We start from the raw sequence: 15,915 nt of genomic DNA on the forward strand, positions 1-15,915 counted from the left end.
GTCGAAAGTAATTAGAGGTGTGTAAATGTGAAAACTGTCCTAGTAATTGGTGGAGGTATCACTGGATTATCTGCCATGTATGAATTGCAAAAATGGAAAATGGAGAATCAATCGGATGTGCGTCTTGTTCTTACTGAAGCATCTGCTGAACTCGGTGGAAAAATTCGTACCATAACAGATGGTGGTTTTATAATGGAAGCCGGTGCAGACTCAATTGTATCTCGTAAAGCAAATGCGATGTCTTTTGTAGAAGAACTCGGTCTAAAGAACGATGTTGTTTACAATTCAACAGGCCAGTCGTTTATCTATGTGGATGGTGGGCTTAAGCCTATTCCTCCAGATTCAATATTTGGAATCCCGATGAGTATAGAGTCATTAGCGCAAAGTACACTTGTTTCTGCGGAAGGAAAAGTCGAGGCACTTAAAGATTTTTACACAAAAAATGTTACATTTACGAAGAACGATTCAATAGGTGAATTTCTTGAATATTTTTTAGGGGAAGAATTAGTTGAAAAGCAAATTGCACCTGTATTATCAGGTGTTTATTCTGGAAACTTAAATGACTTAACAATAGCTTCAACACTACCATATGTGTTTGATTATAAAGAAAAATACGGAAGTATAATCAAAGGCTTTAAAGAAAACAAGCAAAAATTCCAAAGCGGTGGGGATAAAAAGTTTTTTTCTTTTAAAAATGGCATGGGGACACTTATTGATGCATATGAAAGAAAGCTAGAAGAAGTTGAAATTTTTAAAAATAGTAAAGTAAGTAAGATTGAAAAAAAGAGCAATCATTATAAAGTGATTTTTACGAATATGGAAAGCATAGAAGCTGATCATATAGTGCTTAGTATTCCACATACAACTGCGAAAGAATTATTCAATGATCAAAAACCTATAAAAGAATTTGATAACTTTAAAAATAGTTCGCTGATTAGCGTTTATGTCGGTTTTGATGTACCAGATAGTTTACTTCCGAGTAATGGAACAGGTTTTATCGCAGCGAACAGTGATGAATTGTCATGCAATGCCTGTACATGGACAAGTAGGAAATGGGAGCATACTTCAGAATCAGGAAACCTCCTTGTGCGGTTATTTTATAAAAGTAGCCACCCGTCATTTGCGTTACTAAAAGGTATGAATGAAGCAGAACTGCTCCAAGTTGCGCTTTCAGATATTAATAAAAGCCTAGGAATTACAGCTGAACCAATAACTAACATAGTAACAAATTGGGTGGATAACATGCCAAATTACCAAATTACTCATCCACAAAATGTGGAAGCGCTTGAGAACGAACTAGCCGAAAATTACCCTAGTGTCATTCTAGCGGGTTGTTCGTATTATGGTGTAGGTATCCCAGACTGTATCGAAAATGGCGAAATAACCGCGAGAAAAATTATTAGTTTACTTAACTAAAAAAGGAGCTAGTGAGTCTATTCAAAAATAGACCCACTAGCTCCTATTAATTAAGTTATTACTTACAAAGTCCCTATTTAGGTTCTTAACGAATACACTGATTAAAAATTTGTCAACTCAATTTTTTTGCTTGTTCGATTAGAAATTCCTCTATTACAAATGCAGATACCCCAAGTGCAGTTGAGTATATCGATAGTTTAGAAAAATCTAGTTGCATATCAGCTTGATGAAATGGTGATGTTTCTTTTTTTACAGTACCAATAATTGCGTCTCTAATCCAGGGTTCGGCTTTTGCAAGTCTATTACCAATAATCACCTGTTGAGGATTGAAGGTTTTAATTAAATTGGTAGCACCGATCCCTATAAATGAGCCTATTTTATGAAATAACTTAATCGTATTCAAATCCTTTGTTTGAGCAAGTTGAATCAACTCTTCTAGTGTTGAGACAGAAAACTGTTTGGAAAGTCTAGCTTCTTTCAATAAAGCATGCTCAGAAGCGTACGCTTCCCAACATCCTGTACTTCCGCACGTGCATTCCTCTCCATTTACCATAATAGTCATATGACCACTTTCACCAGAATAACCATTAAATCCTCGGTATAATTGTCCATTTAAAATAATCCCTACACCAATACCTATTCCAACGCTTATATAAATACTATTACTGCTTTCCTGGCCAGCGCCAAATCTCGTTTCGCCATATGCACCTGCATTTGCTTCGTTTTCAATAATAATTGGATAGTCAAAGTCTTTTTTTATAATCTCCAATAAATTAACATTCTTCCATTTTAAATTGGGAGCAAGAAGAACCTTTCCATTTGTATCAACAATTCCAGGGACACCTATTCCAATACCGATGACTCCATACTTACTTTTGGGAGTATTATTAATAAGTGTTTGAATGGTCTCTTTTACAAGTACAATCAGATCTTCAAACGAAAGACTTTTAATTGATTTATTTTTTTCGTAAATAATGTTACCAACTAAGTCAGTGACAACTCCTAAAATATAATTGACACCTATATCAATCCCAATGGAATAACCAGCTTGTTCGTTAAACAACAACATTACAGGTCGTCTACCTCCGCTTGATTCGCCAGGACCAGATTCATAAATAAGTTCCTCATCGATTAGTTCGCTTACTAATGAAGATACAGTAGCTTTATTTAAACCCGATCTTTGGGCTATTTCTGCGCGTGATAATGGAGCCATGGCGGTTATTGTTCTTAGAACAATGTCCTTATTCTTCTTTTTAACGACGTGTTGATTCCATGTAATTTGTTCCATTCTTATCCCCCCCTTTTTGTTTATATCACACTTTATAAATATTATACAATAAACTTAGTTTATTGGGTAGACAAACTAAGTTCGTGGTGATAAAATCAATTTGAAGTTAATTTTCAGACTAATTAAAAGGGGGATTTAAATCATGAAAAAATGTAAGGGTTTTCTTAGTATCTTATCGTTATTAGTTCTAATGTTTTTGGCTGCTTGTGGTCAAGATACCTCATCCACAAATGAAAGCGGTAACACCTCTGGGGATGCAGGGAGTAAGGATGCAGACGACAAACTAAAGATTGGTCTTTCTGTATCTGATTTAGGATTAGAACGTTGGCAGCATGACCGAGACTTTTTCGTAGAGAAAGCAGAAGAGCTTGGTGCTGAAGTACTAGTTCAATCTGCTAATGGTGATGAGGCAAAGCAATTATCACAAATTCAAAATATGTTGTCACAAGATATTGATGCCTTAGTAATTATTGCGATTAACTCTGACGCTCTATCAACAGTAGTTGACCAAGCGAAAAGTGAAGGAGTCCCTGTTTTAGCATATGACCGTTTAATTAATGGTACTGATATTGATGCGTATGTGTCATTTGACAATGTTAGAGTTGGTGAAATGCAAGCTGAATACTTAGTAGAGAAAGTACCTGCAGGTAAGTATTTCTTAATGGGTGGTTCTCCTACAGATAATAATGCGAAGATGTTTAGAGAAGGACAAATGAATATCATTCAACCCCTTGTTGACAGCGGTGACATTGAAATCGTTGGGGATCAATGGGCTAAAGGCTGGGATGCGAATGAAGCATTAAAAATTATGGAAAACGCATTAACAGCAAATAAAAATGAAATTGATGCAGTAGTAGCATCAAATGACAATACTGCTGGTGGTGCTTTACAAGCTTTAGATGCTCAAGGATTAGTTGGTAAGGTTGTTATCTCAGGACAAGATGCTGACTTAGCAGGTGTTCAACGTATTGCAGAAGGAATTCAAACAATGACAGTCTATAAACCTATTAAAGCAATTGCAACAAAAAGTGCTGAAGTGGCAGTATAATTAGCAAAAGGTGAGAAAGTTACAGCTGATTCAACTGTTAATAATGGAAAAATAGATGTACCTTTTATTAAGTTAGACCCTATTAAGGTAGGTAAAGAGAACTTAGTAGACACAGTAATTAAGGATGGCTTCCATTCTTATGATGATGTTTATGAAAATGTTCCAGAAGGCGATCGCCCTGCACGTCCATAATACGTATTAATCAAATTTCAAAGATGTATTAGGGGGGATTCCTCCCCCCGATTTACTAGCTTACTTTAAGGTGGTGGCAAACCATAATGGAGAATTTCGCACTTCAAATGAAAGGAATAACAAAGGAGTTTCCTGGAGTACTTGCATTAGATAATGTCACATTCTCAGTACGTAAAGGTGAGATACACGCTTTGTGTGGAGAAAATGGCGCAGGAAAATCGACTTTGATGAAAATTTTAAGTGGTGTTTATCCACATGGCACATATGATGGTCAAATTGTGATTCATGGAGAAAATAAGCAATTCAAATCTATTAAAGAATCTCAAGATGCAGGGGTTTCAATCATTTACCAAGAACTTGCATTAGTAGAAGAAATGACCGTAGCAGAAAATTTATTTCTCAGTCATGACCTAATGAGATCAAACATTATTGATTGGAACCGGATCTATGCAGAAGCAAAGAAATGGTTAAATCATATCGGTTTAGACATTGATCCTCAAACTAAGGTTGGAGATTTAACAGTAGGCAAACAGCAGCTTATCGAAATTACGAAAGCATTAACAAAAAAAACAGACATTCTAATATTAGATGAACCAACAGCAGCGCTAACAGAAAGTGATGTTGAAATCTTAATAAATCTGCTAAATGATTTGCGATCTAACGGGGTAACTTGTATCTATATATCTCATAAACTTGGCGAAGTGATGTCCCTAGCAGATTCAGTTACGATTTTAAGAGATGGTCAAACCATAAGTACTGACCCAATTAATGAATTGTCCGAAGAAAAAATTGTTACGAAAATGGTAGGTCGAGAATTAACGGAACTATTTCCACATGAAGACCACCCAATAAGTAATGAAAATATACTAGAAGTTCAGAATTACTCTACATTTGATGATAAAGGTAAAAAAATAATAGATGATGTATCGTTTTCTCTAAAAAAAGGTGAAATCCTCGGTTTCTCTGGTTTGATGGGGGCTGGAAGAACGGAGCTATTTATAAGCTTGTTTGGTGGGTTTAAAGGTAAAAAAACAGGAACTGTTCTTGTTGATGGGAAAAATACAAATATCCACAAACCAGCTGATGCCATTAAAGAAGGGTTAGCTTACGTTTCTGAGGATCGAAAACGGTATGGTCTTGTATTAGGAATGGATATAACCAAAAACACAACACTTACAGCTCTAAATAAAGTAATGAAATTAAAAGTAATAGACCATGCACTAGAAGTAAAAATTGCTGATGATATTACAAAGAAAATGAAGCTGAAAGCTCCAAATCTTGAGGCAAAGGTTGGCCAATTAAGTGGCGGAAACCAACAAAAAGTAGTCCTAAGCAAGTGGCTATTAAATGAACCAAAAATTTTAATCCTTGATGAACCTACTAGAGGTATTGATGTTGGTGCTAAATATGAAATTTATAAGATTATTAATGAGCTAGTTAATCAAGGTGTTGGCATTGTCATTATTTCATCTGAATTACCTGAAGTATTAGGAATGTCGGATCGGATACTCGTCATGTCAGAAGGAAAGATTACAGGGGAGTTTCAAAGAGAGGAAGCAACCCAAGAGAAAATTATGACGTGTGCAACAGGGGGGAATATACGTGAACAGTCAACAACAAATAGCTGATGCAGCCGCTCAAAAAAAGAGAGGTATAAGTTTTAAGTTCGATCTTCAAGCATACACACTTATTATCGCACTGGTTTTAATAGCCGTAATATTTGGTTTTTTTACTGGTGGTGAATTTTTATCTTCGCGTAACATCTCCAATTTATTTACTCAGATGTCTGTAATTGCTGTTCTAGCTATTGGTATGACGCTCATAATAGTTGCAGGTCACATTGACTTATCTGTTGGTTCGTTAGTCGGCTTAACTGGTGGGATTGCAGCTATCTTACAAGTGTGGTATGACTGGAACACCTTTTTAGTTGTGATTGCAGCTGTTGTAGTTGGTGCGATTTTTGGACTATGGCAAGGGTGGTGGGTTGCTTACCGGGCAGTTCCCGCATTTATCGTTACACTAGGAGGTATGCTGATTTTCCGTGGTATCTTGATCGGATTGAGTAAGGGACAAACAGTTGCTCCTATGAATGATAGTTTTAAACAAATTGGGAATAGTTACTTCCCATACATTCCTGGCTACATCCTAGCTTTAGTTAGTATTGGATTGCTAATATTCTGGACGATCAGAAATCGTGCAAAAAGAAACAGTATGGGCCTGTTACTCCCAGTTCGTTGGGTAGATTATAGTAAGGTTTCGGCATACGCCTTCTTTATACTATTAGCAACTTATATGTTAAATCGATACTATGGTATTCCAACTCCGATTCTAATTGTAATTTTACTAGCTGGTATCTTTATGTTTATATCTACTAAAACATCGTTTGGCAGGTACGTTTATGCAATTGGTGGTAACTCAGAAGCCGCAGCTCTTTCTGGTATAAACATTAAGCGAAACACACTATGGGTGTTTATTTTAATGGGTGGTCTTGCTGGCGTGGCGGGTGTACTCCTTACAAGTAGGTTAAATGCAGCTACTGTAAGTGCTGGTAACATGTATGAACTTGATGCAATCGCTGCGTGTGTTATTGGTGGAACGAGTCTTATGGGTGGTAAAGGAAAAATAGTTGGTGCTCTAATTGGAGCATTAATTATGGCGAGTATCGATAACGGAATGAGTATGATGAATATTGAAACCTTCTGGCAATATATCGTTAAGGGATTAATTCTTATTGTTGCTGTTTGGATTGATATTTCAAGCAAAAAATAGAAAATTTTTATCGAAGACTATCTACTATTAAAATTGGAAAACAATTAATTGAATTAGATTATTAGGGGGAACAACAATGGCATACTTCGAAAACGTTAATCAAATTAAATTTGAAGGACATACTTCTACAAATCCACTTGCATTTAAATACTACAATCCAGAGGAAAAAATTGCAGGTAAATCGATGGAAGAGCTCCTTAGATTCGGTGTAGCGTATTGGCATACATTCACGATGGATGGATCAGATCCGTTTGGTAGTGGTAATATGCTTCGTTCATGGGATAAATTTAGTGGAATGGATTTAGCAAAGGCTCGTGTAGAGGCTGCGTTTGAATTCTTCGAGAAAATAAATGTTCCATTTTTCTGCTTCCATGATGTTGATGTTGCTCCTGAAGGAAATACATTAAAAGAAACGTATGAAAATCTAGATGAAATAGTTGAAATGATTAAGGATTACATGAGTACAAGTAAGACAAAGTTGTTATGGAATACTGCAAATATGTTTTCTCATCCGCGTTTTGTGCATGGAGCTGCAACCTCTGTTAACGCAGATGTATTTGCTTATTCAGCTGCAAAAGTAAAGAAAGGTCTAGAAGTTGCAAAGGATCTAGGTTCAGAAAACTATGTGTTCTGGGGTGGACGTGAAGGCTACGAAACCCTACTGAACACAAACATGAAGCTTGAGCTTGATAATCTTGGACGCTTCTTCCATATGGCAGTTGATTATGCAAAAGAAATTGGCTATACAGGACAATTTTTAATTGAACCAAAGCCGAAGGAACCTACAAAGCATCAATATGATTTCGATGTTGCAACAGGATTAGCCTTTTTACAAAAATATGATCTTCAAAATCACTTTAAATTTAACATTGAAGCGAACCATGCAACATTAGCTGGACATACTTTTGAACACGAGCTACATGTAGCTCGTATAAATGGTATGTTAGGTTCTGTGGATGCGAACCAAGGGGATCCTTTGCTTGGTTGGGATACAGATGAGTTTCCGACTGATTTGTATTCATCGACACTAGCTATGTATGAAATTTTAAAAAATGGAGGCCTAGGTAGTGGAGGGTTAAATTTTGATGCCAAAGTGAGAAGAGGCTCATTTGAGCCAGAGGACCTATTCTATGCACATATCGCAGGAATGGATAGCTTTGCAATTGGTTTAAAGGTAGCCCAAAAGTTAATTGATGATAAAGTTTTAGATGGTTTCATCGAAGAACGTTATAGTAGCTATACTACTGGAATCGGGAAAGATATCGTAGAAGGAAATACTAATTTTCATAAATTAGAAGATTATGCTCTACAACTACCAGAGATTAAGAACACATCTGGAAGAACCGAGCGTTTGAAGTCAATTATCAATCAATATTTATTATCTGCACTTTCAAAATAACCTTAGATTTAAAAAAAGGATATACTGGAAATTATCTGGTATATCCTTTATTTAGTTTAGAAAAAAGGATGAGGCAAATGAAATATGTAATTGGAATAGATTTAGGCACAAGTGCTGTAAAAGTTTTATTAATGAATATAAAGGGCGAGGTATGTAATTCAATATCAAAATCATATCCACTTATTCAAGAAAAATCAGGATATAGTGAGCAAGACCCAGAGCAATGGGTTGATAAAACAACCGACGCACTTTCGGAACTCGTAAAACAATTTGATGGAGATGTAAAAGATATAGAAGGAATTAGTTTTTCGGGTCAAATGCACGGGCTCGTTTTACTAGATGAAAATCAAATGTTGTTACGTCATGCTATTCTTTGGAATGACACAAGAACAAGTAAACAATGTCAGGAAATCTATGATGTAGTTGGAAAAGAAAGATTACTAGACATAACAAAGAATCCAGCATTGGAAGGGTTCACTTTACCAAAGCTTTTATGGATAAAGGAACACGAGCAGGATATCTTTTCAAAAGCTTCAGTATTTATGCTCCCTAAAGACTATTTACGCTATCGTATGACAGGCCAGATTCATAGTGAATATTCGGATGCAGCGGGCACACTATTATTAAATGTTAGTGAAAAAGTTTGGAGTGATGAAATGTGTGAGTTATTCGGGATAGATAAGTCAATTTGCCCCCCTCTGGTAGAATCTCATCATTATGTTGGACCAATCACATCTGAATTAGAAGAGAAAACAGGATTATCAAGAACTACTAAAGTGTTTGCGGGTGGTGCGGATAATGCTTGCGGGGCTATTGGATCAGGGATCTTATCGGAAGGAAAAACATTGTGCAGTATAGGTACATCAGGTGTAATCCTATCCTATGAACAAGATAAAGGCCGAGATTTTCAAGGCAAGGTCCATTATTTTAATCATGGAGAAGAAAATGCCTATTATACAATGGGTGTTACCTTATCCGCGGGCTATAGTCTAACTTGGTTTAAAGACGTGTTTGCTGTGAACGAGGACTTTGATGTTCTGCTTGATGGTGTTGGGAATGTATCCATTGGTGCAAACGGATTAATCTTCACACCATATTTGGTGGGAGAAAGAACTCCTTATGCTGATTCTGTCATTCGAGGTAGCTTTATCGGAATGGATGCCTCCCATACAAAGAAGGATTTTGTGCGAGCTGTAATGGAGGGAATTACCTTTTCATTATATGAATCTATTTATATATTCAGAGAAAGCGGTAAAACAATTAATACAATTGTCTCTATTGGTGGCGGTGCCAAGAATGAAACCTGGCTACAAATGCAAGCCGATATTTTTAATGCAAAAATTGTAAAGCTCTCAAGTGAGCAAGGTCCTGGAATGGGAGCATCAATGCTTGCGGCATATGGATGTGGTTGGTTTGAATCACTCCAAGAGTGTGCGGATGTCTTTATTGAACCAGTTATGACATATGAACCAGTACAAGAAAACGTGGAAAAGTATAAAGAACTATTTTCTATATATAAACAGGTATATTCACAAACAAAAGAATTAAATGAAGCTTTAAAACCATTTAGAAAATAATATGGTAGCTAAATATGTAAGACTATTTTCAATCAATAATAAAAATTAGGAGGTTTAAATATGAATAAAATTCGTTGGGGTGTTTTAAGCACTGCGAACATTGCACAAACCGAATTAATTCCAGCCATTAATCGAGCAGATAATGCAGAGGTTGTTGCGATTGCAAGTAGAGGAAGTAAGGTGCATGCAGTTGCTTCGAAGTTAAATATACCAAAAGCTTATGAAAGTTATGATTCTTTAATTGAAGACCCAGAAATTGATGCGGTGTATATACCTCTTCCGAATCATTTACATAAGGAGTGGGTATTTAAGGCTGCGATACAAGGAAAGCACATTCTGTGTGAAAAACCTGTTGCGCTAAATAATGAGGAAGCAGCTGAGATGGTTCAATTTTGTCAAGAGCATAATGTGAAATTCATGGAAGCGTTCATGTATCAGTTCCATCCACAACACGAACGTGTTAGAGAAATTATTTCTTTAGGTGAAATTGGTGATGTAAAACTAATCAAATCCAGCCACTCTTTTTATTTTGCAGAACGAGATGGAGATATTCGAATGAATAAGGATATGGGTGGTGGAAGCCTTTATGATGTTGGTTGCTATTCCATCCATGCTATTCGTACTATATTGCAAAGTGAACCTGTTGAAGTGCATGCGTATGCTGAAATTGATCCTGCCACAAAGGTTGACACATCTGCCTACGCTTATCTGAAACTTGCCAACGGAGTGACTGCGACTCTTGATTGTAGCTTTGAAATGGTTGGACGAACAGAATATGAGGTTATAGGTACCAAAGGAACTATTAAAGTACCTTATGCATTTCGACCTGATTTTAATGGTGGAGTTGGCCATGTAAATGTAATAGGTAATGGGGTAACGCGTGAAGAAAAAATACATGGTGATATTTACCGATTAGAAGTTGAGCATTTCTCTAGGGCTATATTAGAAGATGTGGCACCTTCATACTCTGGTAAATCAACAATTCAAAATATGCGTGTTATAGATGCCTGCTATGAATCAATTAAGGCAGGCGAAAGAGTAAAAGTAAATCAATAAACGATAAATATATAAAGCTAAAAGTAGGGTTCTAATGGACCCTCTTTCTTATTTCTAAATCGTTTCTAATTTATCCCACGTAAAACCCCCACTGATTTAAGGTTCACTTTATGAAAGCGAGGTTTGAGTAATATGGAGGTTTTTAAGGAAAAGTTTGGATACAAAGATAATCAACCAGTTTACTTATTTAAAGTAAGGAATGAAAAGGGGTTAGAGTTATCATGTATTAATTATGGGTGCATTATTACAAAAATTTTAGCTCCAGATCGCGATGGTAGATTAGAAAACATCGTATTAGGTTTTGATACTTTAGATCAATATGAAGATAATTCATCATTTTTTGGAGCGGTAGTCGGTCGATTCGCAGGTAGAATAAAGGACGGTAAATTTAAATTAGATAATAATGAATACCTAGTTTCACAGAACGAGAATCACAATCATTTGCATGGAGGAAATAAAGGGTTTAGTAGAGTAGTATGGGATTCAAAGGTGATCGAAAAGGAAAATGAAGTTATTATAGAGTTTTCATATCTGAGTCCCGATGGGGAAGAAGGATATCCAGGAAATCTAAAAATTAAGGTTACGTATACATTAAACAATGAAAATGAACTTACAATCTCCTATAATGGTTTTACCGACAAAAAGACACTACTAAATGTAACTAATCATAGCTATTTCAACTTATGTGGTAATTTAAAAAGGGATACGTTAGATCATGAATTAACAATTAATAGTAGTAGTTTTATTGAATTGAATAAAGATTTACTTCCCACTGGAAATATACTAAGTGTAGAGGGTACAGTGTTTGACTTTAAAAAAGGAAGAAAAGTTCGTGATGGAGTCGTTTCTACCCATCCGCAAAATATATTAGCGAAAATAGGCTATGACCATCCATTTATCTTGGATTCTAATGATCAGCGAGAAATTAGGTTGGTGGATTATGATAGCGGTCGTAAACTCATCATTGAAACGGACGAACCAGTTGTCGTTTTATACACAGGTAACAAACTAGAAAATGATTCATATCTTAGAGGTGTAAAATCGTGTAATTATTTAGGGTTGTGTTTAGAAACTCAAAGGCCTCCAGATTCAGTAAATCACCCTAATTTCGATTCAGCTATTTTGGAAGTAGGAAAAGAGTATAATAGTAAAACAAAGTATTTATTTGGAGTAGTAGATAAATAGGTGTGAATTATAAGAGGAAGATGGCTGTCCCCCAAGCTGATTAAAGCTTACATAAATGGGGGACAGTCACTTTTTTTATTAGATTTTTGTCGAATCATGTCATTGTTCTATGGTAAGATAATCTAAGATTTGCTTATCATTGTTTAAATCATTAAATATCAATTAAGACTCTATTAATTTTGTCTAACCATAGAAAGACAAGAGATTCATATTGAAATAGAACCTATCTAAGAGAGAAATAATATAAAGTTTAGTAAAAGTTTAATCAAAGTAGATTAGCTAACTACTATGTAGGGGAGTGAATGAGATGAGCAAAAAAGATGAGACATTGACACAATTGGAAAGTCTATTAAAAGAGCTAAAAGCGGGAAAGGAAGAAGCCGCTACTACCACTGCACTCGGACATAAATTACCTAGTATTTCAGGGGTCTTATTTAAGCTTATATTTAAGTTTTGGGGAGTGAAAATTATCCTCTTAGCATTAGTTTTGGTTATAATAACTGCCAGTGGTCTTTGGTTGTTTTCAGGAAGTACATTTTCAAAAGAAAGAACGACCTTTGTCGAACAGGTTCAAGAATTAGCGACTCTTGCTACAGCTGAAGCCCATGTGAAGGTAATTATCGAACAACAGGATAATATGCTATTTGGAAAAGATATAGCTTTAAATATCCCAGGTACAAAGCGAGAGCTATTACTGGTCGTACCAGCAACAGTAATTGCAGGAGTAGATTTAAAAGAGATAGATTCTGCAGATATAAAGGTTGATGAGAAATCTAAAGAACTAACCATTACTCTCCCGCGAGCTGTATTTCTTCAAGATCCTGCAATTCAGATGGATAAAGTAAGAACATTTTCTGATGAAGGCTTATTTCGAGGAGAGGTAAAGTGGACTGAAGGATTTAATCTTGCTGCACAAGCACAAGAAACGATAATGGAGGAAGCAATTGAACTAGGACTCTTACAAACCGCAGAAAAGAGTGCTGTGAAAGTCCTCAAAGAGTTTTTTAGCAATCTAGGCTACTCTGTGAATGTTTCATATAAATAAAGTCACTCCAGTCTGTATTTAGCACCAATTTGGGATTAAATTTTCAAGGCCGGTAAGAAAGAATTTTTTACCTAGTTTTTTCGTTATTTAGGAATTTATCAAATTGTAAGGTTGTGTATAACTTCGTGTCTCTGTCTATCTACGTCTAGCTCCAGGCGCCATCGGACCTGAGGTCATAAGCCATTTCCTTTAAGAAGGAAAAACCACCTTCTTGAATAAACCGTCTTATGCTTGACTTGCACAGGATGTGCTGATGTCGATGTTCGCCACAGGACGTGGCGGGTTTTAATCGATGCTCAGGTAAGCGGGCGCCCTGCGCTTTTCTTATTTCTAGCTCCGGGCACCAACATTGATATTTCTTGTGTTTTACACAGATTAAGAGTTTTAGTTAAGTGGGAAACTCCTTCTAGGTTATACCAAAAAAGGAGTTAATTTCCTATTTTAAATCTGTTCGGATTTACATATCTTGGATGTGGTTTTTGTAATAGCTGTTTCAATAATTATTTCTTCAATTTGAATAGGAACTTTATCATTAAGAATAGCTTTGACAATTCCACCTAGGGAACCATTTGAATGTACGGTTAACTTCTTAGATTCAATATTTGTTATCATATTTTTCCTACCACCTATGAAGGAGTTACACGCTTACTTTATAATAGACTTATTTCCATCTAGTTCTTTCACTCGTTGCTTTAAAATTTTTCCGCTAGCATTCCTGGGAAGAGCTTCCGCAAATGAATATTGCCTAGGGCACTTATAGTCTGCTAAATAGGAGCTAGCAAATATACGTAATTCTTCCTCTGTTACGACACCATTTAAAACGACAACCGCCTTGACGGTTTCGCCCCATTCTTCATTCGGTATTCCAATGACACAGGATTCTAGAACCGCATCATGTCTCGCAAGTACTTCTTCAATTTCTCTTGGGTAAATATTGACGCCACCAGAGATGATCACATCTTTTTTGCGGTCAACGATGAAAACATATCCATCTTCATCCTTATACGCAATATCTCCTGTATATAACCAACCATTTTTTATTGTAGTGTTTGTTTCCTCGGGATTATTGTCATAACCAAGCATCAAGCTATCACCAGTTAAAATAATTTCACCATACTCATTTGGTTCTGTGTCTGTACCATCGGCATGAATGACCCTAATCTCCATATTAAGAGTTGGGTATTTTCCGATACTGCCAGCTTTAGTGAGATGTTCCTGTGGACGTAATAGAATACCGTTTGGTCCTGCTTCAGTTAAGCCGTATACTTGATAGAAGTTGTCATTTTTGAATACTTCCTTTACATGCTTATAGGATGCTAGCGCAAGTGGTCCTCCTCCGTAAGCAAGAACGCGCATACTAGATAAGTCGTATTGCTTGATATCTGGCTCTTTTGATGACAGCAAATAGGCAACAGGAGCTGCAAATGAAAAGGTTGTTTGTTCTTGGTGAATGAGAGTTAAAAATGTTTTTGGAGCATAATCACCTATAACATGAGAAGATCCACAATACAAACCACTCATGAAAAATGTATTTAAAGGAGCTGAATGAGAGAGTGGCATAAGTGTTAACATACGATCTTCATTTGACAGATGAAAATGAATGGATACCGCAGAAGCAATCGCTAAAATCTTTTCATGATTAAATACCACTCCTTTTGGCACGCCAGTTGTTCCAGATGTAAAAAGTATTTCGCAAACCTCTCTTGGGTCAATAGATAAGTCGAGATTTTCTTCTGAATAAGTGGAAGCTTTATGTGTTGCTTCCTGAATGGCAACAACATGGTTAACATTGATTCTGTCTTGAACAGCGTTAACTGTTTCTTGTAATTCTGTCTCATAGAAAATGCCAGATGCATTTGAGTTTTGTAGGATGGCAACTAATTCATTTGGAGTTAGCCGAATGTTCATTGGCATTGGTATGGCTCCAATCTTCATTAAAGAAAAGAAGGCGTAAAAGAACTGTTCATTATTCCTAGACATAACGGCCACTCTGTCACCACTTTGAACTCCTTGTTCTTGCAAATGTCTAGCAAGCTGATTGCACGTTTGATTCATTTGGGCATATGTAAGTCGATTTGAGGAAGTTATAAATGCTTCTTTCTCAGGGTATTTTCTAGCATTTCTTTCTAGCACACCATGTACTGTTAATCCCATTCCTTCATCTCCTCTTTATCATTTTTTTGGATATATTTATCTTTGTGAGTGATAATTTCATCTCTTAGCATTTGTAGTTGAAGAATTTGTTCATTTATTTCTTCAAGCTTTCGATCGGCATAATCAATAATTCTTTTTTTCTCATCATCTCCTTCTGGATTAGATTCATAAAGATCAATCATATCTTTAATTTCGTGTAAGCTAAAACCCAGCTTTTTCCCACGGAGAATCATTTTTAGACGACGTCTTTCTTTATTGGTATAGCAGCGTTGCTGGGTTAAACTACCGCGACTTTCGGAAGCTAACATGCCCACTTCCTCATAATAACGAATCGTTCGTGAGCTGATATCAAACATAGAAGCTAATTCGCTAATTGTAAAAAGATGTTCTTCCGACATTTCTTATTCCTCCAAGTTGACGTTAACGTATACTTAGCTTTATAATAAGTCTGAATATTATGATTTGTCAATCATAAAAGCGCAGGGCGCCCGACTATCGGCGACAAGCATAAGACAAGCCGGCTGGAAGGTTGTTCTTTACCTTCCGGACGGATTGTTCGAAGTGCGTAAGCGCCTTGGTAGAAAGGAGAAAACTGGAGACTCCGACGAAAGAAGCGTTCTTTGCTTCTGCAGGAGGAGTTGAAGTTTCTCGAGTTTCTAGGCGCTGGAGCTTGACACGCTTATACCATAGAGCCGATGGCGCCCGGAGCTAGACACCAAAACTAGGTTCAAATTTTTATGCTTTCTTATCTTTGAACAAAAGCGCAAGGCGCGTGGAGCTGGACAC

At 36.4% G+C, this 15,915-nt stretch carries 12 protein-coding genes and 1 pseudogene; 9 read left to right on the forward strand and 4 right to left on the reverse strand.

The features are described from left to right. Positions 1–27: 27 nt before the first annotated feature. Entirely contained in the window at positions 28–1,416 is a 1,389-nt protein-coding gene (hemG, locus tag PY093_RS03700; RefSeq protein ID WP_275644529.1) for a protoporphyrinogen oxidase, read from the forward strand. Positions 1,417–1,528: 112 nt separating this feature from the next. On the opposite strand, the gene PY093_RS03705 is transcribed toward hemG, so the two are convergent. Next, the gene (locus tag PY093_RS03705; RefSeq protein WP_275644530.1) at positions 1,529–2,704 is read right to left on the reverse strand and encodes an ROK family transcriptional regulator; all 1,176 of its coding nucleotides are present in this window, start codon (positions 2,702–2,704) and stop codon (positions 1,529–1,531) included. A gap of 142 nt (positions 2,705–2,846) precedes the next feature. Here PY093_RS03705 and xylF point away from each other — a divergent pair. The 8 genes and pseudogenes from xylF (at position 2,847) to PY093_RS03745 (ending at position 12,975) form a co-directional block, all read left to right on the forward strand. Continuing rightward, positions 2,847–3,944 (forward strand): annotated as a pseudogene (xylF, locus tag PY093_RS03710) (D-xylose ABC transporter substrate-binding protein). A gap of 86 nt (positions 3,945–4,030) precedes the next feature. Further along, positions 4,031–5,572, forward strand: a complete 1,542-nt coding sequence (locus PY093_RS03715; RefSeq protein ID WP_275644531.1) for a xylose ABC transporter ATP-binding protein — start codon at positions 4,031–4,033, stop codon at positions 5,570–5,572. Beyond that, positions 5,547–6,713, forward strand: a complete 1,167-nt coding sequence (locus tag PY093_RS03720; RefSeq protein ID WP_275644532.1) for a sugar ABC transporter permease — start codon at positions 5,547–5,549, stop codon at positions 6,711–6,713. Before PY093_RS03715 ends, PY093_RS03720 begins: the two co-directional genes overlap by 26 nt. A gap of 76 nt (positions 6,714–6,789) precedes the next feature. Next, complete coding sequence (gene xylA / locus PY093_RS03725; RefSeq protein WP_275644533.1) at positions 6,790–8,112, forward strand: xylose isomerase; 1,323 nt, start codon at positions 6,790–6,792, stop codon at positions 8,110–8,112. Positions 8,113–8,189: 77 nt separating this feature from the next. Continuing rightward, positions 8,190–9,689, forward strand: a complete 1,500-nt coding sequence (gene xylB / locus PY093_RS03730; protein ID WP_275644534.1) for a xylulokinase — start codon at positions 8,190–8,192, stop codon at positions 9,687–9,689. Between the two features lie 60 nt (positions 9,690–9,749). After that, the gene (locus PY093_RS03735; protein ID WP_275644535.1) at positions 9,750–10,745 is read left to right on the forward strand and encodes a Gfo/Idh/MocA family protein; all 996 of its coding nucleotides are present in this window, start codon (positions 9,750–9,752) and stop codon (positions 10,743–10,745) included. A gap of 132 nt (positions 10,746–10,877) precedes the next feature. Continuing rightward, positions 10,878–11,930, forward strand: a complete 1,053-nt coding sequence (locus tag PY093_RS03740; protein WP_275644536.1) for an aldose epimerase family protein — start codon at positions 10,878–10,880, stop codon at positions 11,928–11,930. A gap of 307 nt (positions 11,931–12,237) precedes the next feature. Continuing rightward, complete coding sequence (locus PY093_RS03745) at positions 12,238–12,975, forward strand: DUF4230 domain-containing protein (protein WP_275644537.1); 738 nt, start codon at positions 12,238–12,240, stop codon at positions 12,973–12,975. A 441-nt stretch (positions 12,976–13,416) separates the two neighbouring features. Here PY093_RS03745 and PY093_RS03750 read toward each other — a convergent pair whose 3' ends face one another. Genes PY093_RS03750 through PY093_RS03760 form a run of 3 tightly spaced genes read right to left on the reverse strand, consistent with a single transcriptional unit; the run spans position 13,417 to position 15,527 of the window. After that, a complete protein-coding gene (locus PY093_RS03750) occupies positions 13,417–13,587 on the reverse strand; it encodes a hypothetical protein (RefSeq protein ID WP_275644538.1) in 171 nt (56 codons plus the stop codon). 33 nt (positions 13,588–13,620) lie between these two features. Next, entirely contained in the window at positions 13,621–15,129 is a 1,509-nt protein-coding gene (locus tag PY093_RS03755) for a class I adenylate-forming enzyme family protein (RefSeq protein ID WP_275644539.1), read from the reverse strand. Further along, a complete protein-coding gene (locus PY093_RS03760) occupies positions 15,120–15,527 on the reverse strand; it encodes a MerR family DNA-binding protein (protein ID WP_275644540.1) in 408 nt (135 codons plus the stop codon). Before PY093_RS03760 ends, PY093_RS03755 begins: the two co-directional genes overlap by 10 nt. Between the last annotated feature and the right edge of the window lie 388 nt (positions 15,528–15,915).

The sequence above is a fragment of the Cytobacillus sp. S13-E01 genome (assembly GCF_029193815.1).
GTDB lineage: Bacteria > Bacillota > Bacilli > Bacillales > Bacillaceae_L > Bacillus_BV.

What these genes read in the sequence shown, in the direction of transcription:
- PY093_RS03705 (WP_275644530.1), bottom strand. Translation starts at nt 2,704, where the DNA reads ATGGAACAAATTACATGGAATCAACACGTCGTTAAAAAGAAGAATAAG.
- PY093_RS03715 (WP_275644531.1), top strand. Translation starts at nt 4,031, where the DNA reads ATGGAGAATTTCGCACTTCAAATGAAAGGAATAACAAAGGAGTTTCCT.
- xylA (WP_275644533.1), top strand. Translation starts at nt 6,790, where the DNA reads ATGGCATACTTCGAAAACGTTAATCAAATTAAATTTGAAGGACATACT.
- xylB (WP_275644534.1), top strand. Translation starts at nt 8,190, where the DNA reads ATGAAATATGTAATTGGAATAGATTTAGGCACAAGTGCTGTAAAAGTT.
- PY093_RS03735 (WP_275644535.1), top strand. Translation starts at nt 9,750, where the DNA reads ATGAATAAAATTCGTTGGGGTGTTTTAAGCACTGCGAACATTGCACAA.
- PY093_RS03740 (WP_275644536.1), top strand. Translation starts at nt 10,878, where the DNA reads ATGGAGGTTTTTAAGGAAAAGTTTGGATACAAAGATAATCAACCAGTT.
- PY093_RS03745 (WP_275644537.1), top strand. Translation starts at nt 12,238, where the DNA reads ATGAGCAAAAAAGATGAGACATTGACACAATTGGAAAGTCTATTAAAA.
- PY093_RS03750 (WP_275644538.1), bottom strand. Translation starts at nt 13,587, where the DNA reads ATGATAACAAATATTGAATCTAAGAAGTTAACCGTACATTCAAATGGT.
- PY093_RS03755 (WP_275644539.1), bottom strand. Translation starts at nt 15,129, where the DNA reads ATGGGATTAACAGTACATGGTGTGCTAGAAAGAAATGCTAGAAAATAC.
- PY093_RS03760 (WP_275644540.1), bottom strand. Translation starts at nt 15,527, where the DNA reads ATGTCGGAAGAACATCTTTTTACAATTAGCGAATTAGCTTCTATGTTT.